Source organism: Enterobacter cloacae complex sp. OE43NF (assembly GCF_023544405.1).
Taxonomy (GTDB): domain Bacteria; phylum Pseudomonadota; class Gammaproteobacteria; order Enterobacterales; family Enterobacteriaceae; genus Enterobacter; species Enterobacter cloacae.
In genome coordinates this window covers 15,962-37,103 of the sequence record NZ_JAMJFW010000045.1, presented here as the reverse complement: position 1 = coordinate 37,103, position 21,142 = coordinate 15,962, and the positions used below count along the sequence as shown (strand labels likewise).

Genomic DNA, 21,142 nt, shown 5'->3' with positions numbered 1-21,142 from the left:
CAAAACACTTGCAGGAACTTTCTTCATACTGAGTAGCATATTGTTCAGATCTTGAATCTTTTCCTGAACATCGGAGCGTTCTTGTAATAAAGTTGCGTCGAGTGATGTTTTCTTTTCCATCTTTAGTTCACGAAGAATTTTAAACATCGCGGTTTCAATATTTTTAAAGTTCTGCGTTACGCTACATTTTCCATCGCGAGCGTTTGCACAAACGTGATATTCATATACTTTGCCACTGACTGTATGAAATTTTCTAACAAGAGCACCTCCACATTCATGCTTGAGCAAACCTGTGAAAGCGTTCTTTTCTGACTTATATCCGGGTTTATTCTGTTTCTGATCAGATTGAAGCAACATGAATTCTTCTTTGCTTATAACGGCAGGATAATAATCTTCGACAATATCCAGAAGAATGACTTTACGATCTTTTGTCGTTTCAGATGTTTGATATGCACCGTAAAGAGCAACTGATTTAATCGTCTTTGCAACAGTCGTATGATTCCAGCCAGCAGAACGTAGCGGGGCAAATTCTTCATCATTCAGAGTCTTGGCTATTTTATTATTGCCAAGACCTTTCTTCTTGAGTTCGATTATTCTTTTCACCGCGTCGAGTCTGTCAGAAAAAACATAAGCGTTGTCTTTTCGTTCTAACCAAAATGGTAATGATTTGTTGATAACTTCACCGTTCAATGCTCGTTGACGTTGTTGTCCTTTTGTCTCTCTCAGTCGTTGAGATTTCTTCTCGGATTCTTTGTGAGCAAGGTCAGCAGCCAGCGCGATTCTAATCACGCTTACTAAGTCGTTTACTGATTCTCTGTTCAGCAAAAGTCCATCGACGAGGGAAGCGATATAAACTTGATGCTGTAGAATCTGCTTGATGATCTGTTGTGTTACGTCGATGCCTCTACGACTCAATCGGTCGAGTGATTCGATAATGATCGTTGAGCCTGGAGAGATAGAACCTTGTTCGATAGCTTGAAGCATGTCAGCCAAAGATGCTCTGTTGCCTTCTTTGAATGCAGAGATCCCCAAGTCTTGGAAGTTCTTTTCTGATAGAATTAAATTATTCGCCTGTGCGTACTTCTCAGCAAGTTCAGTCTGACGACGAACTGAGTCACCTTGTTCTTGCTTCTTGCTTGAGAATCTTATGTAACTGAATGCTAACCCGTTTTGTTTTTGCATAATCTATTCCTTTCAATCACTTACGAGAGAATATCAATTTTGCTTCTTTGCAACAATATCACTATGCAGTTTGGCAGTAAGCCGCTGTTCGAAAACATTTCCGTCAAATTTGGCGGCGGCAACCGTTACGGCCTGATCGGTGCCAACGGTAGCGGTAAATCCACCTTTATGAAGATCCTCGGCGGTGACCTGGAGCCGACGCTCGGCAACGTGTCGCTCGATCCCAACGAGCGCATCGGTAAACTGCGTCAGGATCAGTTCGCCTTTGAAGAGTTCACCGTGCTCGACACCGTGATCATGGGGCACGCGGAGCTGTGGGAAGTGAAGCAGGAGCGCGACCGTATCTATGCGCTGGCCGAAATGAGCGAAGAAGATGGCTACAAAGTGGCCGATCTGGAGACGCAATACGGCGAAATGGACGGTTATTCTGCAGAAGCGCGTGCGGGCGAGCTGCTGCTGGGCGTGGGCATTCCGGTCGAACAGCATTACGGCCCAATGAGCGAAGTGGCACCCGGCTGGAAGCTGCGTGTGCTGCTGGCGCAGGCACTGTTCTCTAACCCGGACATTCTGCTGCTCGATGAACCGACGAACAACCTGGACATCGACACCATCCGCTGGCTGGAGCAGACGCTCAACGACCGTGACAGCACCATGATCATCATCTCGCACGACCGTCACTTCCTGAACATGGTGTGTACGCACATGGCGGATCTGGATTACGGTGAGCTGCGTGTTTACCCGGGCAACTACGACGAATACATGACGGCGGCCACCCAGGCGCGTGAACGTCTGCTGGCGGATAACGCCAAGAAGAAAGCGCAGATTGCGGACCTGCAATCCTTCGTCAGCCGCTTTAGCGCCAACGCCTCTAAATCCCGTCAGGCAACATCGCGTGCCCGCCAGATTGACAAAATCAAACTGGAAGAAGTTAAAGCTTCCAGCCGTCAGAACCCGTTCATCCGTTTCGAGCAGGACAAGAAACTGTTCCGTAACGCGCTGGAAGTGGAAGCCCTTACCAAAGGTTTTGATGAAGGCCCGCTGTTTAAAAACTTCAACCTGCTGCTGGAAGTGGGCGAGAAGATCGCCATTCTGGGTGCCAACGGCGTGGGTAAATCCACCATGCTGAAAACCCTGGTCGGCGAACTGCAGCCGGACAACGGGAGCGTGAAATGGTCCGAAAACGCGCAAATTGGTTATTACGCGCAGGATCATGAGTATGAATTTGAAAACGACCTGACCGTCTTCGACTGGATGAGCCAGTGGAAGCAGGAAGGGGACGATGAGCAGGCGGTGCGCAGTATTCTGGGGCGTCTGCTGTTCAGCCAGGACGACATCAAGAAGCCTGCTAAAGTGCTCTCCGGTGGAGAGAAGGGCCGTATGCTGTTCGGCAAGCTGATGATGGAAAAACCGAACATTCTGGTGATGGACGAACCGACCAACCACCTGGATATGGAATCTATCGAATCGCTGAACATGGCGCTGGAGATGTACCAGGGCACCCTGATCTTCGTTTCTCACGACCGTGAGTTCGTCAGCTCGCTGGCAACCCGCGTGATTGAAATTACGCCAGAGCGCGTGGTGGACTTCACCGGTAACTATGAAGATTACCTGCGCAGCAAAGGTATCGAGAACTAAAAAAAAGCCGGGTGGCGGCTTCGCCTTACCCGGCCTACGTTCTGTTCCCTCTCCCTGTGGGAGAGGGTTAGGGTGAGGGCATCAGGCCGCACTACATCACCCACTCACTCCCTTCAATCCCATTCACCAGCAGCCTGCGTTTTTCCCCCGCCGGTAATGACACCTTCAGTGCTTTCCACGCCGGACGATAATCTCCGCGCGCAGTGATCTTCAAATTGATGGTTGCCCCATCGCACACCATTTCCCACTCTACCCACAGCGCATTGCCGTTCTGATAGCCCCAGCTTTCACCGTCATCTTCAAACAGCAGACCGGTGCTGGTGCCCACGCCTTTGACCGGGAACAGCTTCAGCTCGCGGGTGTCGTCTTTTTCCGCGCTGACGTGAGTGATGCGTTCGCTGAGCGGCAGACCGGCACCGGCGCGCACCAGCAGCGGCAGTTTTTCCAGCGGTGCATCCAGAGCGATCCACTGCCCGCCCGCGTACCACGCGTGGGTGTAAAAATCGTACCAGCCGGTTTCGTTATCCGGCAGCCAGAGACGGCGCTCGCGCTGTCCGGCCTCCACCACGCTTGCCACCAGCAGGTCCCGGCCCAGCAGGAACTCGTCGCACTCTTCAAAGGTCTGCGCATCGTGTTCGTGGTCGAGGAAGGTTGGGCGCAGCATCGGTTCGTCATCGGCATGTGCCTGCCAGAGCAGGGTGTAGAGATACGGCAGCAGACGATAGCGCAGCTCAATGGCACCGCGAATGGCAGGGGTGACGCCCGGATACATCCACGGCTCGTTTACCGTGTGGTCATCGTTCCACGAGTGAATGGTAAAGCGCGGGTGCATCACGCCGTTCTGCACCCAGCGGACAAACAGCTCGGCGTCGGGTTTGTCGCCAGAAAAACCGCCCACGTCATGACCAACGTTAAACAGCCCGGACAGGCTCATACCCAGCCCCATGCGGATGTTATAGCGCAGGGTTTCCCAGTTGGTGCGGTTATCGCCGCTCCAGGTCTGAACGTAACGTTGCATCCCGGCGCAGCCGGAACGGGAGATCAGATACGGGCGCTTTTCCGGGGCAAACCGCTGCTGCGCTTCCAGCGAGGCGCGCATCATCAGCAGCGGCATCACCGGGCGGATGTGTTTGATGGCGATCTCCTTGCCAAAACCATGACAGCGCGCTTCGCCGTCCCACACTTCGTATTCGTTGTTATCGTTCCAGGTGGAGTCGATCCCCATCTCCAGCAGCTGCGTGGTGACCCCTTCCTGCCACCATTTCACCGTCTGCGGGTTGGTAAAGTCGAGGTGGGAACCTTCGTCATCCCAGAAGCTGGAGCGTTCTGGTGCATCGGTTTCTGAATCACGAATGAACAGGCCGTTTTCCGCCACTTCGCTATAGCGCGGGTGGTCCTGCAGCAGGCACGGCTTGATGTTTGCCGCCAGCCGTAGCCCCGCATCGTGGAATGCCTGGGTCATCACCTTCGGTTGCGGCACTTTGTCGTGGTTCCAGTTAAAGACATAGCGCTTGCCGTTGATCGAGGTATAACCCGATGAGAGCTGGAACGAGTCGCACGGGATCGCATGCTCTTCGCACAGGCGAATAAAGTTCATCAGTTGGTTTTGTGCGTCCGGCGCGTCGGTGTAGTGCATGGTCGACCCGCTGTAGCCCAGGCTCCATTTCGGCCCGAACAGCGTTTTCCCGGTCAGGCGCACAAAGGCTTTGGTGACATCCAGCACCCGTTTGCCGGTAAAGAGGTAGTAATCGATATCACCCGCTTCCGCCTGCCAGCGACGGTAGGCGGTGTGGTAGTTATCAATTTCGTTGCCCAGATCCAGCCAGCAGCTACTCAGGTTGTCGTAGAACAGGCCGTAACTCACGTCATCGCGGCGGGTAAGGGTAAACGGGATGTGTTTGTACAGCGGGTCGGTGCTGGCCGCGTTGTAGCCCATGGCGTCGAGGTTGCGCATCTCGAAGCGCTTACCGTTGCGCTGCAGGTCGCCCGCTTTCTCACCCAGGCCGTAAAAACGCTCGTCCTTGCGACGGCTCAGGTAGTGCGCCACCCCGTCGCCGTGAGCGTTCAGCAGATAGGCGCTGGTCGGACGGTCATTGACCAGCGGCTGCCACTCACCGGCGTCATTGCGATAATGCCACTCCAGCCACAGCGGTTGATGAACGGTCACACGCAGCTGTTCGGTGGCAATTGTCAGCCCCTCATCCTGCTGGCTTAGCGTCCAGGCAGGGCAGGTGAAGCCGCTCAGATCGTCGCGACGACGGCCTTCCCACGGCACATCTTCTTCCGGAGCGATGCTCCAGGTGCGGTCCAGCGCCAGTTCACCTTTACGTTTGATCAGTACGCGGAACAGGTTCTCTTCCAGCACATACAGGCACAGGCGGTGCTGGTTATCCACCAGCAGTTCCAGATGGTTGGCCGACTGCTTATCGACGGTCCAGTTTTTCAGGGTTTTCATATGCAATACATCCACTATCAGGCGCGCTTGGCGCGACGTTCAGCAATAAATGCCACCAGGAAAACAGCGCCAATCAGGTCAAAGAAACCCATGGCAATAAAGAGCGGGTTGAAGCCGATTTTGTCGGCGGTCACACCAATCAACAGCGAGAACAGGAAGCTGGCGATCCACGCCGCCGAGCCGCGCATACCGTTAACGGTCGCCATCTGGCCTTTATCGAACGACTCCACCACCAGGGCGCTGAGCATGCAGGAGATGATCTGATGCCCGAAACCGCCGATGGAGATCAGCACGATGGTGATGTACGGGTCGCGGGTAATGGCGACGACGGCCAGAGAGATCATCAGGAACGCGCCGGTGACGGAGCTTGCCACCACGGAGTTGACGCGGGAGCAGCCAAACAGGCGGGTATACAGACGGGTGAGGTAACCGCTTGCCACGCTGCCGAGATCGGCGGCCAGGAACGGCAGCCAGGCAAACATCGCGATCTGCTTCAGATCCATGCCGTGCTCTTTGGCGAGATACAGCGGCACCCAGAAACTCAGCACTGCCCAGGCCGGTTCCGCCATAAAGGCCGGGATGGCGATACCGTAAAAGCGTTTGTTTTTTGAGACGGTTTTCAGTGCGGTCAGGAAGGGCAGTTTTACCGCAGGCGGTTCGTTATCCTGCTTGATAAACGCCAGCTCGTCTTTGCTCAGGTTCGGGTGCTGCTCCGGATTGTGGTAGAACGCCCACCACAGGATCACCCACAGCAGCGCCAGCACGCCGGTGAACATAAACGCGCCCTGCCAGCCAAACGAGGCGTGCGCGAAGTAGATGATAGGCGGAGCCAGCATTGCGCCAATGGAGAAGCCCACACCAGCCCAGCCGGCTGCCACAGGACGTTCCGATTTCGGGAACCATTCACCAATGGTTTTGGCGTTTGCGGGCGTGGCGGCGGCTTCAGAAGCCCCCATAAAGAAGCGCAGGATGGCAAGGTGCAGCCAGCTCCCGGCACCCGCGTGGAAAATACACATCAGCGCCCAGATCCCGGCGCAAATCATAAAGCCAATCTTCAGGCCGATCACGTCGATCAGCCAGCCGCACAGAGGCTGGAAAATGGTGTAGGCGATCTGGAATGCCCCGACGATCCAGGAGTACTGCTCGGTGGTGATCCCGAGGCTCTCTTTCAGTTCCGGGGCGAGGATCCCGAGTGAGTTTCGGGTGATGTAGTTAACGGTGACGCCAAGTAAGAACAGCACCAGCACATACCAGCGCAGGTTTTTAATGACGCGACGGGTTTTGCTTGCCGCAACGGTGTTATTAATGTCCTGACTCATTTTACTCTCCACAAGACGGACGGTAAGGGGACGGAGGTTCAGGTGTCACACAGGTTTATGACGTTGATTGTTATCTGTTTTACCGCTTCAAGTTGCTATACAACTAGTATGGAAGTTGTGTGACAAGTTCACCTTAAGGGAGAAAATGAGAGGGCAATAGTGGATTTTGTGCAAAATTTCTCATAACTGAGCGACATCATTTGGCATCATGGCTTTGACATCAGCTATTGCCTGATATCCACGCTATGAAAATTTTGTCATTTCGCAAATGGAGCCAGATCACAAAATGGACAAAAGGCTAAAAATCACCGAAATCGCTGCCCGGACTCAGCTCTCCATCAGCACCGTTTCGCGGGTCCTTGCCGGGAAGGCGAATACCAGTGAAAAAGCACGTGCGAAGGTGCTGGCATGCGCGCGCGAGCTGGGGGTGCTGGACGGAATGGCTGCGGGCCGTTTGCTGCTCAACAGTCTCGTTGTCTTCGCCCCACAGCGCGCCTTTGACGAGCGGTCTGACATCTTTTACTACCGTGTGATCCAGAGCGTAAGCAAAGGCCTGGCCTCGTACGATGTTCGCCTGCGTTACTGCGCGCTGGAGGAGAACGACAGCGACGCCCAGCTGTTTCTGGCGCGAATGAACGAGCCGGACACCCAGGCCGCCATCCTCCTCGGGATTGACGATCCGCATATCCACGACCTGGCAGTGGATGTCGGTAAACCCTGCATGCTGATTAACTGCCGCGACCGGCATATGCGCCTGCCTGCCGTCGCGCCGGACCATCGGGCCATTGGCGAGCGGGCGGCGGACTATCTGTTTGAAATGGGACACCGTGAGGTGATGAATGTGTTGTGCCTGCGGCGTTACACCATGGAGCTGCGCCTTGCGGGGATCCGCGATGCATGGCAGTCACACAACCTGAAGTTCAACGATAAACGCGATTTGCTGGTGGCGCCGAGCTTCAGCGCTCGCGAAACAGAGCAACTGGTCACCGACTGGCTGAGCCGCATGCAGGGGAAAGACTTGCCGACTGCGTTTCTGGTGGGGGGGGACTTTATGGCGGCGGGCACCATCAGCGCCCTGCAAAAACAGGGGTTACGCGTGCCGCAGGATATTTCGGTGATGAGCATTGACGGCTTTAATCTGGCGGCCATTCAGGATGTACCGTTAACCGCGGTACATGTCCCGCGTGATGAGCTGGGCACCGAAGCGGTACATATGCTCCAGCAGCGGCTAATGCGCCCGGAGGCGCCGTCAGGCACGCTATTGCTTAACGGCACCCTGACCGTACGGGAATCGGTCCGGCGGATACGTCAGGGGAAACGACGCACCGCCGTTGAGCGGGAAGGGCTGTACGACAGTTAAGCCATGCCCAGCGCACGCTTGCCGTGGATATTGAGATCGGCCACGGTAAAGCGATCCTGCCAGGTTTTTTCATAATCCTCGCGCGGGAAATCACCCGGTGATGCCCCGGTTTCCAGCGCCGCTTTCACCTTCTTCGCGTAGGCGAGGTTCTTCTCGCACATTGGCGCGGCAGGAATGTACATCACGTTGCCCCAGCCCTGTTGATCCTCAACCGGCGCGACGGAGTGGATCACATCGCAGTGCCACCACACCGAATCGCCCGCCTCCAGTGCCGGAATGCTGGTGAGCGCTTCGATAAGCAGCGGGTGCCATTTCTCTGACACCGGCAGAACGCGCCCCGGCGCGACGCCGCACAGTTCGTCCTCCGGCACGTCATCCAGCAGCGGACGCAGCAGAATATAAGCCATCGCTTCCGGGATTGGCACCACGTGCAGCAGCCCCTGGCCCGGGATCATGTCCGACAGCGCCGTCCAGCCCTGGAAGGTGCGGAATACCGAACATTTGGTGGTGTTATCCACGGTGTACTCTTCCACTTCAGTACGGTGCGCAGCATTCCACGGATCGTATTTCTCTACGTTGCCATCAAAGACGCGGGCGAAAACCTGCTGATAGGCGGGCAGCAGCCAGCGCTCCAGCGCACCGGAATCGGTATGCGCGCCCAGCCCTTTCGAGGTGGTGCCCGGTGGACGACGGCGGATGCGATCCGGGTAAATCACGCTGACGTCCGGGTCGAACCACTGTTTGCCGTTGCTCTCGAATGTCCACAGACGGTTCAGAAACGACTGCACCTGCGCCATCTCTTCACTCTGGCGCGCCTGCATTTGCGCCTGTGACCAGTAGATAGGGTAAATCTCCGGGCGAGACGCCGTTAAGGTACCAAAGAAGTTATCGCCGGGTCCTTTATAGACTTCATCAAACTGGTTGAGATCGAGGTAATCGAGCATCGACTGATCCCATGCCAGCGCCTGCTCGCGCGGGAAATGACCTTTTATTACCGCGCAACCCCGGCGTTTGATCGCCTCGCGCTGCGCGGATGTGATGGTGCCATCTTTCACATCCGCAAACGGGATCACCGGCCAGACGGGCTCGCCTTTGTTTTTCAGGGCGTTAATTTCCGCCACGCGGGTCGCGATGGTATCGCTGAGCTTATCGAACACCGCCTGCACATCGCCGATTTGCGCCCGTAGCTCGCGCTTCATCTCACGGATTGCGGCTTTGTGATCCGCCGGCAAAGTTTCACTGGTAAACGTCATAACTGCCTCGCGTCTTTCATTCGAAAGTAAAAGTGTCTACAAGTGATACTTTAAGTTAAAAATTGGTTAATGCAAGTTTAAAAAGTTGACGGGTAGCACAGGATGGAAAAAGAGTAAGGGGGGCCGGAGCGCGGCTCCGGCAGGAAGGGAATCAGGCGTCGAACGGGGAGTGGTGATCCAGCACCGCCTGAATAACGTTCAGCGCGCCCTGGTGGTTGTTGTCGTCGGTGCTGTAGCGGCTTACATCTCCGATGCTTTCGGCTGCGTTGCCCATTGCAAAGGAGTATTTCACCAGCTTCAGCATCTCTGCGTCATTGCCGCTGTCGCCAATACCCACGCACTCCTGCGGGGAGACTTTCCAGCGTTTCAGCAGACGGCTGATGCCATTGGCTTTGTGCAGGCCGGGGATAATCAAATCGACAAAACCAAAGCCGCTGGTGACCGGCTTCATAATGCCGTCCAGGGAGACATGCAGTTTATCGACCAGATTCGGGATATCGCTGTCCGGCAGGTTCAGGGAGAACTTAAACAACACGTCGTTAATGTCGCGGTAGTCGCTGATACGCTTTAAGCGGTGATAGTGCTTTGACATCAGCGCCACGAACGCCTCCGGGGCCTGGTCGCTGACGTAAGCGCTGTCGAGACCGCAGGCCACAAAGTTCAGCCCTTTGTCTTTCAGCAGTTCGCCAATAACGATTTGCGACTCATGACGCGTCAGCTCGCCGTGGAAAATTTGTTCACCGTGATCGAAGACCAGCGCACCGTTTTCCGCCACGAAGGAGATCTGATCTTTCAGTTCCGGGAAGAAGGAGATGAGCTGGTAATACTGGTTACCGCTGGCGACAACAAATTCAATATTACGGGCTTTAAGCTGCTCAAACTGTGCCTGAAAGCGGTCACGATCGTACTGCTTGGCATCATCAAGGAAAGTTCCGTCCATATCGGTGACGATAACTTTAACGGTCATACTGTGCTCCTGGGTCACTGCGTTTTGAAACATTCTAATAACAAGGTGACGGAGAGCACAAATTTAATTTCATTCGAAAGTAAAAGCAAAACGGCAACCGACGTTGCCGTTTTTAGTCTTTTCTCCCTCTCCCGGTGGGAGAGGGCCGGGGTGAGGGCATCAGCGTGCGCATTTCCCCCTCACCCTAACCCTCTCCCTCAAGGGAGAGGGGATACTTCGTTACAGCGTATGCTCCGTACGCGCAATGATATCGTCCTGTGCATCCGGCGACAGGGCGGTGAAGAACGCCGAGTAGCCTGCGACGCGTACCACCAGGTCACGATACTGGTCCGGGTGTTTCTTCGCGTCCAGCAGCGTTTCGCGTGAAACGATGTTGTACTGAATATGCCAGCCTTTATGCACCTCGAAGAAGGTACGCAGCAGCACCATCAGCTTTTGACGGTCGCTGTCGTTTTCCAGCGTTGACGGGTTCAGCTTCTGGTTTAACAGCACGCCGCCAAGAATCGCTTCGGTTGGCAGTTTACCCACGGAGCCGATTACCGCCGTTGGACCGAGGTGGTCGGTACCGGAGGCCGGACTGGCGCCTTCCGCCAGCGGGGTGTGCGCTTTGCGTCCGTCCGGAGTCGCCATTGTCGCTGCACCAAACGGCACGTTTGCGGAGATGGAGGATGTGCCCGCGTAGTAGTTACCGCCAATGGGGCCACGGCCGTAACGCGGGTTGTGATACTGCTTCAGCTCGTCAATGTAGGTCTGATAAGCACGGGTCAGCAGCATGTCCACACTGTCGTCATCGTTGCCGTACTTCGGCGCACCGTTGATAAGACGCTGACGCAGCTGCTCGTGCGTCAGCCCGTCGAAGTCATCCGCCAGCGCCGCCGCCAGCTGCTGCTGACCGATGACGCCCTGCTCGAACACCAGTTTCTTCACCGCCGCCAGGCTGTTACCGAGGTTGGCAATACCTACCTGCAGGCCGGAGACCCAGTCATACTTCGCACCGCCCTGCTTGATGCTTTTCGCCCGCTCGATGCAGTCATCCACCAGCGCCGAGCAGAGGATATCGTGGACATTCTCTTCCAGCATGGTGTCCACGACATACTCAATCTCGATGGATTTACGGGTGTAATAGCGGATCTGGGTATCCCAGGCCGTCATCACCTCGTCGAAATTGCAGAAGTTCCCGGCAGAGAGTGCTTTCTCCTGCGGCAGGAACACTTTCCCGCTGGTGGCATCGCGGCCGCCTTCCAGCGCGGCGAGCATCACGCGGGCGAAGTTAATAAAGCTCATGCCGGTGCAGCGGTAGCCCCATTTGCCGCCAACGGCGGTTTCGATGCAGCCGATGGCGGCATAGTCGTACGCATCTTCTTTTTCCACGCCGAGCTTGATGAATTCCGGGATCACGATTTCATCGTTGTTGAACGCCGGCATGCCGAAGCCGCAGCGGATCACCTGCACGCAGGCGTCGAGGAAGTCGTTGCTCATCCCTGCGTGATAACGCACGCTCAGGTTTGGCTGGGTGGAGCGCAGACGACCGCAGGACTCCAGAATCGCGTAAGAGAGCGGGTTGACGGCGTCCATTGGCTCACCGTTGACCAGCTTCTGACCGCCGATGGTGACGTTCTGGTACAGCGGGCTGCCTGCGGAGGCTTTGGAGTGCGAGCCGGAGCGGATCTTGTTCACTTCCAGCAACTTCAGCCAGCAGCTGTGGAGCAGCTCGATGGCGTGCTCGCGGTCGAGGCTCCGGTTCAGCTCTACGTCGCGACGGTAGTACGGGTAGAGATACTGATCCATGCGGGCGAACGACACGGAGTGGCCGTTGGACTCAATCTGCAGGATAAGCTGAATGAAGTAGCACAGCTGCAGCGCCTGCCAGAAGGTTTTTGGCGGTTCATGGGCAATCGCGTCACAGTTTTCCGCTATCGCCAGCAGCTCGTCGCGGCGGCTGACGCGGGATTCGGTAGCCGCCATTTCACGCGCCAGGGCTGCAAAACGTTCGATATGCAGACTTACCGCCTCCAGCACGATATCTATCGCTTTCAGGAACTGATCGCCGTGCAGGTCGTCCAGCACCGTCAGGTTGATGCGCGAGCGGCGCTCGGACACTTTAGCGCGCAGGCCGTCGAGCCCTTTTTCCAGCACCAGCGGGAAGTTTACCGCCAGGTGGGCATCGCCGGAGGTCATGTTGCCTTCGGCTTTGATGATGCCGGTTTCCAGCAGGCTTTTCTGCTCGTCGGTGAACATGCCGTAACAGCGATCCTGTACCGTCTGGCCGCGCCACCACGGGCAGATCTCATGCAGAATGCGCTTATTCTCTTCGCTGACCGCAAAGCCCGCGCCGGGACGGTCCGCCAGATCGTCAATCTCTTTCTCAATCCAGGAGACGGTATATTCCGGGAAGATCGGCGCGGCGCGCACTTCGCTTGCCTGGTTACCGACGATCAGCTCATCGTGTTTGATCCAGATGGTGCGCTGCGCGAGATGATGCGCCAGCGCCAGCGCGCGACGCACCGGGATCGGTTTATCCATATGCTGCTGGTACATTTCAGTGTAGTGCTGCGCGCGCTCGGTACAGACCGGCGGCTTCACGATATGCACCAGGGCCATTTTGTGCGCTTTAATGCGCTCGCTGAGGGTGTTGAGATTCAGGGTAGTCATCGTTTTATCCTCGTAAGGTCGCGGTTAACCCTTTCTGGCAGGCATACTGCTGTGCAAAGTCCAGTAGCGCAGGGTTATCCAGCGGTTTGTCAGGGGCAGAGTAAGGTTGGCCGAGCAGTGTGTATTTGTTCATGCCCAGCGTGTGATACGGCAGAAAGTGAATGTCGCGAACGTTCAGTTCGTCGGCGGCGAAATTGGTAATGGCGGTAACAGAGGCTTCATCGGCGTTAAAGCCCGGGATCAACGGCACGCGAATGATGATTTTTTTCCCGGCCGCCGCCAGGCGTTTCAGGTTGTCCAGGATGCGTTTTGCCGAGCCGTCCGTCCACTGTTTGAACACCTCTGCATCCACATGCTTCAGGTCGGCGAGGAACAGATCGACATACGGTAGTGAAGGCGCGATATAGTGCCACGGCACGTGAAGGCAGGTTTCGACGGCGGTATGAATACCCTGTTCATGGCTGGCTTTAAACAGCGCCAGTGCCAGATCGGGGTTCATAAACGGCTCGCCGCCGGAGAGGGTGATTCCGCCGCCGCTGCGGTCGTAAAACGGCTTATCGCGCAGGACGGTCGCCATGATCTCCTCCACCTGACGTTCTTCACCACACACGGTGAGCGCCTGTGTCGGGCAGCAGTCGGTAAGGGCGTTAAGCGTCTGTTCGTCTAGTTTCTCTCGGTGGATGACCAGACCGTTCAGCGCACGTTCGATACTGCCCGGTGCCGCCTGCTGGCACAGATCGCAGTCGTCCAGGCACAGACGTGCATCAAACAGCACGTCCCTCGTGCGGGCCCGGCTTTCCGGGTTCTGGCACCAGCGACAGCCCAGCGAGCAGCCTTTCAGGAACACCACGGTACGGATCCCGGGGCCATCGTGGGTAGAGTAACGCTGAATATTGAAGATCATGATTTTGCCTCTCATCTTGCATATGAAGATTAAATTACTTTCGAATGAAAGTTATCTTGATGCAGGTCAACTCCTGAGCAGGTTTTGTCGTGATAGGGTAAGTGCAGGCTAAAATTGAGGGCGACATCATGGAACTTTATCTCGACACTTCTGACGTTGCGGCAGTGAAAAAGCTCGCACGCATCTTCCCGCTGGCGGGCGTAACCACCAATCCCAGCATTGTGGCGGCAGGCAAAACGCCGCTTGAGGTTCTGCTGCCAGAACTGCACGACGCGCTGGGTGGCAAAGGCCGTCTGTTCGCGCAGGTGATGGCCACGACCGCCGAAGGCATGGTGGACGATGCGCGTAAGCTGCGTGCCATCATTAACGACCTGGTGGTGAAAGTGCCGGTGACGGCGGAAGGGCTGGCGGCGATCAAAATGCTGAAAGCAGAAGGGATCCCGACGCTGGGGACCGCGGTATATGGTGCCGCACAGGGGATGTTGTCCGCGCTGGCGGGGGCAGAGTATGTCGCGCCTTACGTTAACCGCGTGGATGCGCAGGGCGGAGACGGGATCCAGACCGTTGTGGAATTACAGCAGTTGCTGACGCTGCATGCCCCGCAATCAAAAGTGCTGGCGGCGAGCTTCAAAACCCCGCGTCAGGCGCTGGATTGCCTGCTGGCCGGCTGTGAGTCCATCACGCTGCCGCTGGACGTGGCGCAGCAGTTTATTACCTCTCCGGCGGTGGATGCGGCGATCGTGAAGTTTGAGCAGGACTGGCAGGGGGCGTTTGGACGGACGGCTCTCTGACGCGTAATCTCCCTCTCCCGGTGGGAGAGGGCCGGGGTGAGGGCATCAGGCCGCAACGAGGTTTAACCGCTGCACACCTCACACCCCGGATTACGCATCAGCTTCATCTCGCGGAACTGGCAGGTCATTGCGTCATACATCACAATTTTCCCCGCCGCTGGCGTACCGTAACGGGTCAGCACTTTGATCGCTTCCATCGCCTGCAGTGACCCGATCACGCCGACTAACGGCGCCATCACGCCCGCCTCGACGCAGGTGAGCGCATTCTCACCAAACAGGCGGCTCAGACAGCGATAACACGGTTCGCCTTCAGCATAGGTAAAGACGCTGATCTGTCCTTCCATGCGGATTGCCGCGCCAGAAACCAGCGGCGTTTTGTGGGTAAAACAGCCGGCGTTTAGCTGGTTGCGGATGGCGACGTTATCAGTACAGTCCAGCACCAGATCGTGCTTTGCGATTTGCGCGTATAACGCCTCGTCATCCAGCATCGCGTTAATCGGAGTGAACTGAACGTGGGGGTTGATGCGCGTTAACGCTGCGCGGGCAGAGTCTACCTTCGGCTGGCCGAGTGTCGCATCGCTGTGCAGCGTCTGGCGCTGCAGATTGGACACCGACACGGTATCAAAGTCCAGCAGCGTCATCTTGCCCACACCCGCCGCGGCGAGATATTGCGCGGCGGCGCAGCCCAGACCGCCCAGGCCGACGACCAGTACGCTGGCCGCCTTGAGCGCTTCCTGGCCTTCAAAATCAAAACCGCGCAGGACAATCTGGCGGTTATAGCGCATCATCTCTTCATCGCTCAGTTCCGCCGCCATCTCAGCCTCCGAACAGGTGGTTAAAGTGCTCCACCTCAACCCATTCGCCTGCTTCCACATTGCCACGCTCGCGCTCCAGCACGATAAAGCAGTTGCCCTGGCTGAAGGAGCTGAAAATGTGCGAACCCTGATGGCCGGTGGTGCTCACCTCCAGCTCGCCCTCCGCGTTGCGCGTCAGAATACCGCGCTGGAAATCAAGACGACCGGGGGATTTCTTAAGGCGCGTAGCGGCACGCACGCGCTGGCGTACCGGCAGCGGACTGGCACGGTTGCCCGAAAGCTTCGCCAGCAGCGGGATCACCAGCTGGTAGAAGGTCAGGGCGGCAGAGACCGGGTTACCCGGCAGGCCGCAGAACCAGCTGTGCTTAAGCTTGCCAAAAGCGAACGGTTTGCCCGGCTTGATGGCCAGCTTCCAGAAGGCGATTTCACCCAGCTCTTCCAGGATGGTTTTGGTGTAATCCGCTTCACCCACCGAAACACCGCCGGAGCTGATCACCACGTCGGCCGCGTTGTCTGCCTCAATAAAGGCGGCGCGCAGTTTTTCCGGGTCATCAGGAATAATGCCAAGGTTGATCACTTCACAGCCCAACTGCTCCAGCATCAGGTGTACCGCCAGACGGTTGGTGTCGTAAATCTGCCCGTCCTGCAGCGGCTGGCCCGGAAGCTGCAATTCGTCACCGGTAGAAAAGAGCGCGACGCGCACCTGACGGATCACCTCAATGTCCGCGATACCGAGCGAGGCCAGCACCGGCAGTTCACCTACCGTCAGCTTCTGCCCCGCAGCGAATACCGTTGCGCCAAGAGCAATATCTTCGCCGGTGCGGCGGATGTTCTGGCCTGCTTTGACGCTGGCGGTAAAGCGCACGCCGTCAGCGGTCTGTTCGGTCTCTTCCTGCATCACCACCGCATCGCAGCCTGCGGGAACCGGCGCGCCGGTCATGATGCGCACGCAGGTGCCCACAGGCCATTCTCCGTCAAACGGTTGACCGGCGAAGGCTTTTCCTGCGACAGGCAGCGCCTGACCCGTCTGGAGATCCGCCAGGCGTACCGCGTAACCGTCCATCGCTGAGTTATCAAACCCCGGTACGTTAAGCGGGGAAATGATGTCGCGCGCGGCAATACGACCAAAACAGCGCGCCAGCGGCAGCGTCTCTACGTCGTGCAGCGGGGAAAGTCGGTCAAGCATCTGCGTGAGTGCCGTCTCAAGCGGCATCAATCCGGCGGTAAAATCCATAGTGGGCTCCAGCACAGTATCAACGAAAGCGCTCATTATGGCAGAAAAGTGCGGCTAACTGTATGACCCACCATGAGTACCCTTTACATCGCAGTTGCGTCTTTCTATATTCAAAAATTATCTGAAGAATCATCAACGATAATGATATTTATAGAAAAAGCCGCCATGCAGGCTGACAGGTGAGGCGAAATGGTTAATGCGGTAATCGCAATTCATGGCGGCGCCGGGGCTATTACCCGTGCACAGCTCAGTCCTGAGCAGGAGAAGCGCTACATTGATGCGCTCTACGCCATTGTCGAAACGGGCCAGCGAATGCTGGAGGCGGGCGAAAGCGCGCTGGATGTGGTGACCGAAGCGGTACGTCTGCTGGAAGAGTGTCCGCTGTTCAATGCGGGGATAGGTTCCGTGTATACGCGTGACGAGACGCACGAGCTGGATGCCTGCGTGATGGATGGCGTCACCCTGAAAGCAGGGGCCGTGGCGGGCGTGAGCCATCTGCGCAACCCGATTCTGGCGGCGCGACTGGTGATGGAAGAGAGTCCTCATGTGCTGCTGACGGGCGTTGGGGCGGAGAACTTTGCCTTCGCACACGGGATGGAGCGGGTATCGCCGGATCTTTTTTCCACTGACGAGCGCTACCAGCAGCTGCTGGCAGCCCGTACGGCGGGCATGACCCAGCTGGACCACTCCTCACCGCTCAATGAAACCACCAAAATGGGCACGGTTGGCGCGGTGGCGCTTGATAAGGCTGGTAATCTGGCGGCGGCCACCTCAACCGGCGGTATGACCAACAAGCTACCTGGCCGGGTTGGCGACAGTCCGCTGCCGGGCGCCGGGTGCTATGCCAATAACGCCACGGCGGCGGTCTCCTGCACCGGAACCGGCGAAGTGTTTATTCGCGCGCTCGCCGCATATGACATTACCGCCCTGATGGATTACGGCGGGCTCAGCCTGAGTGAGGCCTGCGAGCGTGTGGTAATGGAAAAGTTGCCCGCGCTGGGCGGTGAGGGTGGACTCATTGCGGTGGACCGTGAGGGTAACGTAGCCCTGCCGTTCAACAGCGAAGGGATGTACCGCGCCTGGGGCTATGCCGGTGATGAACCCAGCACCGGGATCTATCGTGAATAAGGGGGCAACGCGTGCCGCACAGTGAAGAGCTGGATAATCGCGAAGTGCTGGCTGTCCATCAGCTGAATATTGCGTTTCAGGAGGAGCGGCAGTTCATCCCCGCAGTAGAGAATTTATCGTTCTCACTCAACCGCGGCGAAACGCTGGCGATTGTGGGGGAGTCCGGCTCCGGGAAATCGGTCACCGCGCTGGCGCTGATGCGCCTGCTGGAACAGACGGGCGGGCAAATCAGCAGCGAGAAGATGCTTCTGCGCCGTCGCAATCGTCAGGTCATTGATTTAAACGAGCTGAGCGCAGCACAGATGCAGGGCGTGCGCGGGGCGGATATCGCGATGATCTTCCAGGAGCCGATGACCTCGCTGAACCCGGTCTTCCCGGTTGGAGAGCAAATTGCCGAATCCATCCGCCTGCATCAGGGACTGAGCGGCGATGAAGCCCTTCTGGAAGCCAAACGGATGCTGGAGCTGGTACGTATCCCGGAGTCGCAGTCCATACTGGGCCGCTATCCGCATCAGCTCTCTGGCGGGATGCGTCAGCGGGTGATGATTGCCATGGCGCTCTCGTGCCGTCCGGCGGTATTGATTGCGGACGAGCCGACGACAGCGCTGGATGTCACCATTCAGGCGCAGATCCTGCAGCTTATCAAAGTGCTGCAGCAGGAGATGGAGATGGGGGTGATGTTTATCACCCACGATATGGGCGTGGTCGCGGATATTGCCGATCGCGTGCTGGTGATGCACCAGGGCAGGGCGGTAGAAACCGGCACGGTAGAGCAGATTTTCCATGCGCCCGCCCACCCATACACCAAAGCGCTGCTGGCGGCGGTTCCGCGTCTGGGAGCGATGAACGGCAGCGATCTTCCGCGCCGTTTCCCGCTGATTTCCCTTGAGGCGGCGGGCCGCCAGGAAGAGGAAACCGAGCAGGACACCGTGGTACCCGGCAAGCCCATTCTTGAGGTGCGGGATCTGGTGACCCGTTTTCCTCTGCGCAGCGGCATTTTCAACCGCGTAAAGCGTGAAGTGCACGCGGTTGAAAATGTCAGTTTTGATTTATGGCCAGGCGAAACGCTGGCGCTGGTGGGGGAGTCGGGCTGCGGCAAATCCACCACCGGACGCGCGTTACTTCGGCTGGTGGAGTCGCAGGAAGGGAGCATTACCTTTAACGGCGAACGTATCGACACCCTTCCTGACAGTAAGCTTCAGGCGGTGAGGCGGAATATCCAGTTTATTTTTCAGGATCCGTATGCGTCTCTGGACCCGCGCCATACGGTGGGGTATTCGATTATGGAGCCGCTGCGGGTGCATAACCTGCTCGACGGCGAAGCCGCACAGCGTCGGGTGGCGTGGCTGCTGGAACGCGTGGGGCTGAAGCCGGAACATGCCTGGCGTTACCCGCATGAGTTTTCCGGCGGTCAGCGGCAGCGAATTTGTATTGCCCGCGCGCTGGCCCTGAACCCAAAAGTGGTGATCGCAGACGAATCTGTCTCGGCGCTGGATGTCTCTATCCGCGCGCAAATCATCAATTTATTGCTCGACTTACAGCGGGATCTGGGGATTGCCTTTCTCTTTATTTCCCACGACATGGCGGTGGTGGAGCGCATCAGTCATCGCGTGGCGGTGATGTATCTGGGGCAAATCGTCGAGATTGGTCCGCGGCGGGCGGTGTTTGAGAACCCGCAGCACCCGTACACCCGTAAGCTGATGTCTGCAGTACCGGTTGCCGATCCCGAACACCGTCACGGGCAGCGCGTGCTGCTGCAGGATGAGATGCCGAGCAATATTCGTAAACGGGGTGAGGTCATGGAGCGGGTCACGCTTCGTGAAGTGGGCCCCGGACATTTTGTTGCCCCTCCGCGTCAGGACAATGCATTTTCGCGGTTATAACGTACAACAGGCAGGAGAACACAATGGTTAAATTTGTTGCTCGTACATGGCTGTTAGCCGCGAGCGTGACGGCAGCCCTGGCCGCCTCTCCCGCGTTCGCTGCCAAAGATGTGGTGGTTGCCGTCGGCTCCAATTTCACCACCCTCGATCCCTATGACGCCAACGATACGCTGTCGCAGGCGGTCGCCAAATCGTTCTACCAGGGGCTGTTTGGCCTGGACAGAGAGATGAAGCTGAAAAATGTGCTGGCAGAGGGGTACACCGTCTCGGATGATGGGCTGGTCTATACCATTAAGCTCAGAACCGGCGTGAAGTTCCAGGATGGCACCGATTTCAACGCGGAGGCGGTGAAGGTTAACCTCGACCGCGCCAGCAACCCGGAAAACAGCCTCAAGCGCTATAACCTCTATAAAAATATCGCCAGCACCGAGGCGGTCGATCCGGCAACGGTAAAAATTACCCTGAAAGAGCCGTTCTCGGCCTTTATTAATATTCTGGCGCATCCGGCGACGGCGATGATCTCCCCTGCCGCGCTAAAAAAATACGGGAAAGATATTGGGTTCCATCCGGTCGGTACCGGCCCGTATGAGCTGGTGACCTGGAACCAGACGGACTTTGTAAAGGTGAAGAAATTCGCCGGCTACTGGCAGCAGGGGCTGCCGAAGCTCGACACCATCACCTGGCGCCCGGTGGTGGATAACAACACCCGCGCGGCGATGCTGCAAACCGGCGAAGCGCAGTTTGCCTTCCCGATCCCGTACGAGCAGGCGGCGATCCTGCAGAAGAACAGCAAGCTGGAGCTGGTGGCCAGTCCGTCCATTATGCAGCGTTACATCAGCATGAACGTGACGCAAAAGCCGTTTGATAATCCCAAAGTGCGCGAGGCCATCAACTACGCGATTAACCGTCAGGCGCTGGTGAAAGTGGCCTTCGCGGGCTTCGCCACCCCGGCCACCGGCGTGCTGCCACCGGCTATTGCCTATGCGCAAAGCTATCAGCCGTGGCCATACGATCCGGCGAAAGCCCGTGAACTGTTAAAAGAGGCGGGCTTCCCGAACGGCTTTAGCACCACGCTATGGTCATCCCATAATCACAGTACCGCGCAGAAGGTGCTGCAGTTTACCCAGCAGCAGCTGGCGCAGGTCGGTATTAAGGTGCAGGTCACCGCGATGGATGCCGGGCAGCGTGCAGCAGAAGTGGAAGGGAAAGGGCAGAAAGAGAGCGGCGTGCGGATGTTCTACACCGGCTGGTCGGCCTCTACCGGTGAGGCTGACTGGGCGCTGTCGCCGCTGTTCGCCTCACAGAACTGGCCGCCGACCCTGTTCAACACGGCGTTCTACAGCAACCCACAGGTGGATAAAGATCTTGCCGATGCGCTGAAAACCACCAAACCGGATGAGAAAGCGCGCCTCTACAAAGACGCACAGGATATCATCTGGAAAGAGTCGCCGTGGGTACCGCTCGTGGTGGAAAAACTGGTTTCGGCGCATAACAAAGCGTTGACCGGGTTTTACATCATGCCGGATACGGGCTTTAGCTTTGACGATGCGGATTTAAAATAACA

Annotated in this window: 14 protein-coding genes and 1 pseudogene; 6 read left to right on the top strand and 9 right to left on the bottom strand. The window is 57.2% G+C overall.

The window, feature by feature from the left end:
- On the bottom strand, positions 1–1,182 hold a 1,182-nt coding region (locus tag M8370_RS18310), incomplete at its 3' end, for a recombinase family protein (protein WP_250021552.1).
- 39 nt (positions 1,183–1,221) lie between these two features.
- Between M8370_RS18310 and M8370_RS18305 the strand changes: the two genes are divergently transcribed.
- Positions 1,222–2,817, top strand: coding sequence for an ABC-F family ATPase (locus tag M8370_RS18305; RefSeq protein ID WP_230793832.1), 1,596 nt, complete (start codon positions 1,222–1,224; stop codon positions 2,815–2,817).
- A gap of 91 nt (positions 2,818–2,908) precedes the next feature.
- Here M8370_RS18305 and M8370_RS18300 read toward each other — a convergent pair whose 3' ends face one another.
- Positions 2,909–5,272: a glycoside hydrolase family 31 protein gene (locus M8370_RS18300; RefSeq protein ID WP_058660643.1), complete on the bottom strand. Its 2,364-nt coding sequence runs from the start codon at positions 5,270–5,272 to the stop codon at positions 2,909–2,911.
- 17 nt (positions 5,273–5,289) lie between these two features.
- A complete protein-coding gene (locus tag M8370_RS18295; protein ID WP_023621974.1) occupies positions 5,290–6,591 on the bottom strand; it encodes an MFS transporter in 1,302 nt (433 codons plus the stop codon).
- Positions 6,592–6,877: 286 nt separating this feature from the next.
- On the opposite strand from M8370_RS18295, the gene M8370_RS18290 reads away from it, so the two are divergent.
- Positions 6,878–7,951 (top strand): LacI family DNA-binding transcriptional regulator, encoded by a 1,074-nt coding sequence (locus M8370_RS18290; RefSeq protein ID WP_038984957.1) that lies wholly within the window; start codon positions 6,878–6,880, stop codon positions 7,949–7,951.
- On the opposite strand, the gene M8370_RS18285 is transcribed toward M8370_RS18290, so the two are convergent.
- From M8370_RS18285 to M8370_RS18270, 4 genes are all read right to left on the bottom strand, one after another.
- Positions 7,948–9,204, bottom strand: coding sequence for a DUF1479 domain-containing protein (locus M8370_RS18285; protein ID WP_013097444.1), 1,257 nt, complete (start codon positions 9,202–9,204; stop codon positions 7,948–7,950). The two genes, M8370_RS18290 and M8370_RS18285, sit on opposite strands and share 4 nt — an antisense overlap.
- Before the next feature lie 151 nt (positions 9,205–9,355).
- Positions 9,356–10,171, bottom strand: a complete 816-nt coding sequence (locus M8370_RS18280; protein ID WP_250021551.1) for a Cof-type HAD-IIB family hydrolase — start codon at positions 10,169–10,171, stop codon at positions 9,356–9,358.
- A 219-nt stretch (positions 10,172–10,390) separates the two neighbouring features.
- Positions 10,391–12,823, bottom strand: a complete 2,433-nt coding sequence (locus M8370_RS18275; RefSeq protein WP_250021550.1) for a formate C-acetyltransferase/glycerol dehydratase family glycyl radical enzyme — start codon at positions 12,821–12,823, stop codon at positions 10,391–10,393.
- A gap of 4 nt (positions 12,824–12,827) precedes the next feature.
- Complete coding sequence (locus M8370_RS18270) at positions 12,828–13,727, bottom strand: glycyl-radical enzyme activating protein (RefSeq protein WP_250021549.1); 900 nt, start codon at positions 13,725–13,727, stop codon at positions 12,828–12,830.
- A gap of 128 nt (positions 13,728–13,855) precedes the next feature.
- On the opposite strand from M8370_RS18270, the gene fsa reads away from it, so the two are divergent.
- Complete coding sequence (gene fsa / locus M8370_RS18265; protein WP_029882869.1) at positions 13,856–14,518, top strand: fructose-6-phosphate aldolase; 663 nt, start codon at positions 13,856–13,858, stop codon at positions 14,516–14,518.
- A gap of 62 nt (positions 14,519–14,580) precedes the next feature.
- On the opposite strand, the gene moeB is transcribed toward fsa, so the two are convergent.
- Both moeB and moeA read right to left on the bottom strand, forming a co-directional pair.
- Complete coding sequence (moeB, locus tag M8370_RS18260) at positions 14,581–15,333, bottom strand: molybdopterin-synthase adenylyltransferase MoeB (protein ID WP_029882870.1); 753 nt, start codon at positions 15,331–15,333, stop codon at positions 14,581–14,583.
- A 1-nt stretch (position 15,334) separates the two neighbouring features.
- Positions 15,335–16,567, bottom strand: coding sequence for a molybdopterin molybdotransferase MoeA (gene moeA, locus M8370_RS18255; protein ID WP_094085269.1), 1,233 nt, complete (start codon positions 16,565–16,567; stop codon positions 15,335–15,337).
- A gap of 189 nt (positions 16,568–16,756) precedes the next feature.
- On the opposite strand from moeA, the pseudogene iaaA reads away from it, so the two are divergent.
- The 3 genes and pseudogenes from iaaA to gsiB all read left to right on the top strand — a co-directional run bounded on the left by iaaA (position 16,757) and on the right by gsiB (position 21,140).
- A pseudogene (iaaA, locus tag M8370_RS18250) lies at positions 16,757–17,720 on the top strand (beta-aspartyl-peptidase).
- Positions 17,707–19,578: a glutathione ABC transporter ATP-binding protein GsiA gene (gene gsiA, locus M8370_RS18245; protein ID WP_040020707.1), complete on the top strand. Its 1,872-nt coding sequence runs from the start codon at positions 17,707–17,709 to the stop codon at positions 19,576–19,578. Before iaaA ends, gsiA begins: the two are co-directional and overlap by 14 nt.
- 23 nt (positions 19,579–19,601) lie before the next feature.
- On the top strand, positions 19,602–21,140 hold the full coding sequence (gsiB, locus tag M8370_RS18240) for a glutathione ABC transporter substrate-binding protein GsiB (RefSeq protein WP_250021548.1): 1,539 nt from the start codon (positions 19,602–19,604) through the stop codon (positions 21,138–21,140).
- The last annotated feature ends 2 nt before the right edge of the window (positions 21,141–21,142 follow it).

What these genes read in the sequence shown, in the direction of transcription:
- M8370_RS18300 (WP_058660643.1), bottom strand. Translation starts at nt 5,272, where the DNA reads ATGAAAACCCTGAAAAACTGGACCGTCGATAAGCAGTCGGCCAACCAT.
- M8370_RS18295 (WP_023621974.1), bottom strand. Translation starts at nt 6,591, where the DNA reads ATGAGTCAGGACATTAATAACACCGTTGCGGCAAGCAAAACCCGTCGC.
- M8370_RS18290 (WP_038984957.1), top strand. Translation starts at nt 6,878, where the DNA reads ATGGACAAAAGGCTAAAAATCACCGAAATCGCTGCCCGGACTCAGCTC.
- M8370_RS18285 (WP_013097444.1), bottom strand. Translation starts at nt 9,204, where the DNA reads ATGACGTTTACCAGTGAAACTTTGCCGGCGGATCACAAAGCCGCAATC.
- M8370_RS18280 (WP_250021551.1), bottom strand. Translation starts at nt 10,171, where the DNA reads ATGACCGTTAAAGTTATCGTCACCGATATGGACGGAACTTTCCTTGAT.
- M8370_RS18275 (WP_250021550.1), bottom strand. Translation starts at nt 12,823, where the DNA reads ATGACTACCCTGAATCTCAACACCCTCAGCGAGCGCATTAAAGCGCAC.
- M8370_RS18270 (WP_250021549.1), bottom strand. Translation starts at nt 13,727, where the DNA reads ATGATCTTCAATATTCAGCGTTACTCTACCCACGATGGCCCCGGGATC.
- fsa (WP_029882869.1), top strand. Translation starts at nt 13,856, where the DNA reads ATGGAACTTTATCTCGACACTTCTGACGTTGCGGCAGTGAAAAAGCTC.
- moeB (WP_029882870.1), bottom strand. Translation starts at nt 15,333, where the DNA reads ATGGCGGCGGAACTGAGCGATGAAGAGATGATGCGCTATAACCGCCAG.
- moeA (WP_094085269.1), bottom strand. Translation starts at nt 16,567, where the DNA reads ATGGATTTTACCGCCGGATTGATGCCGCTTGAGACGGCACTCACGCAG.
- gsiB (WP_250021548.1), top strand. Translation starts at nt 19,602, where the DNA reads ATGGTTAAATTTGTTGCTCGTACATGGCTGTTAGCCGCGAGCGTGACG.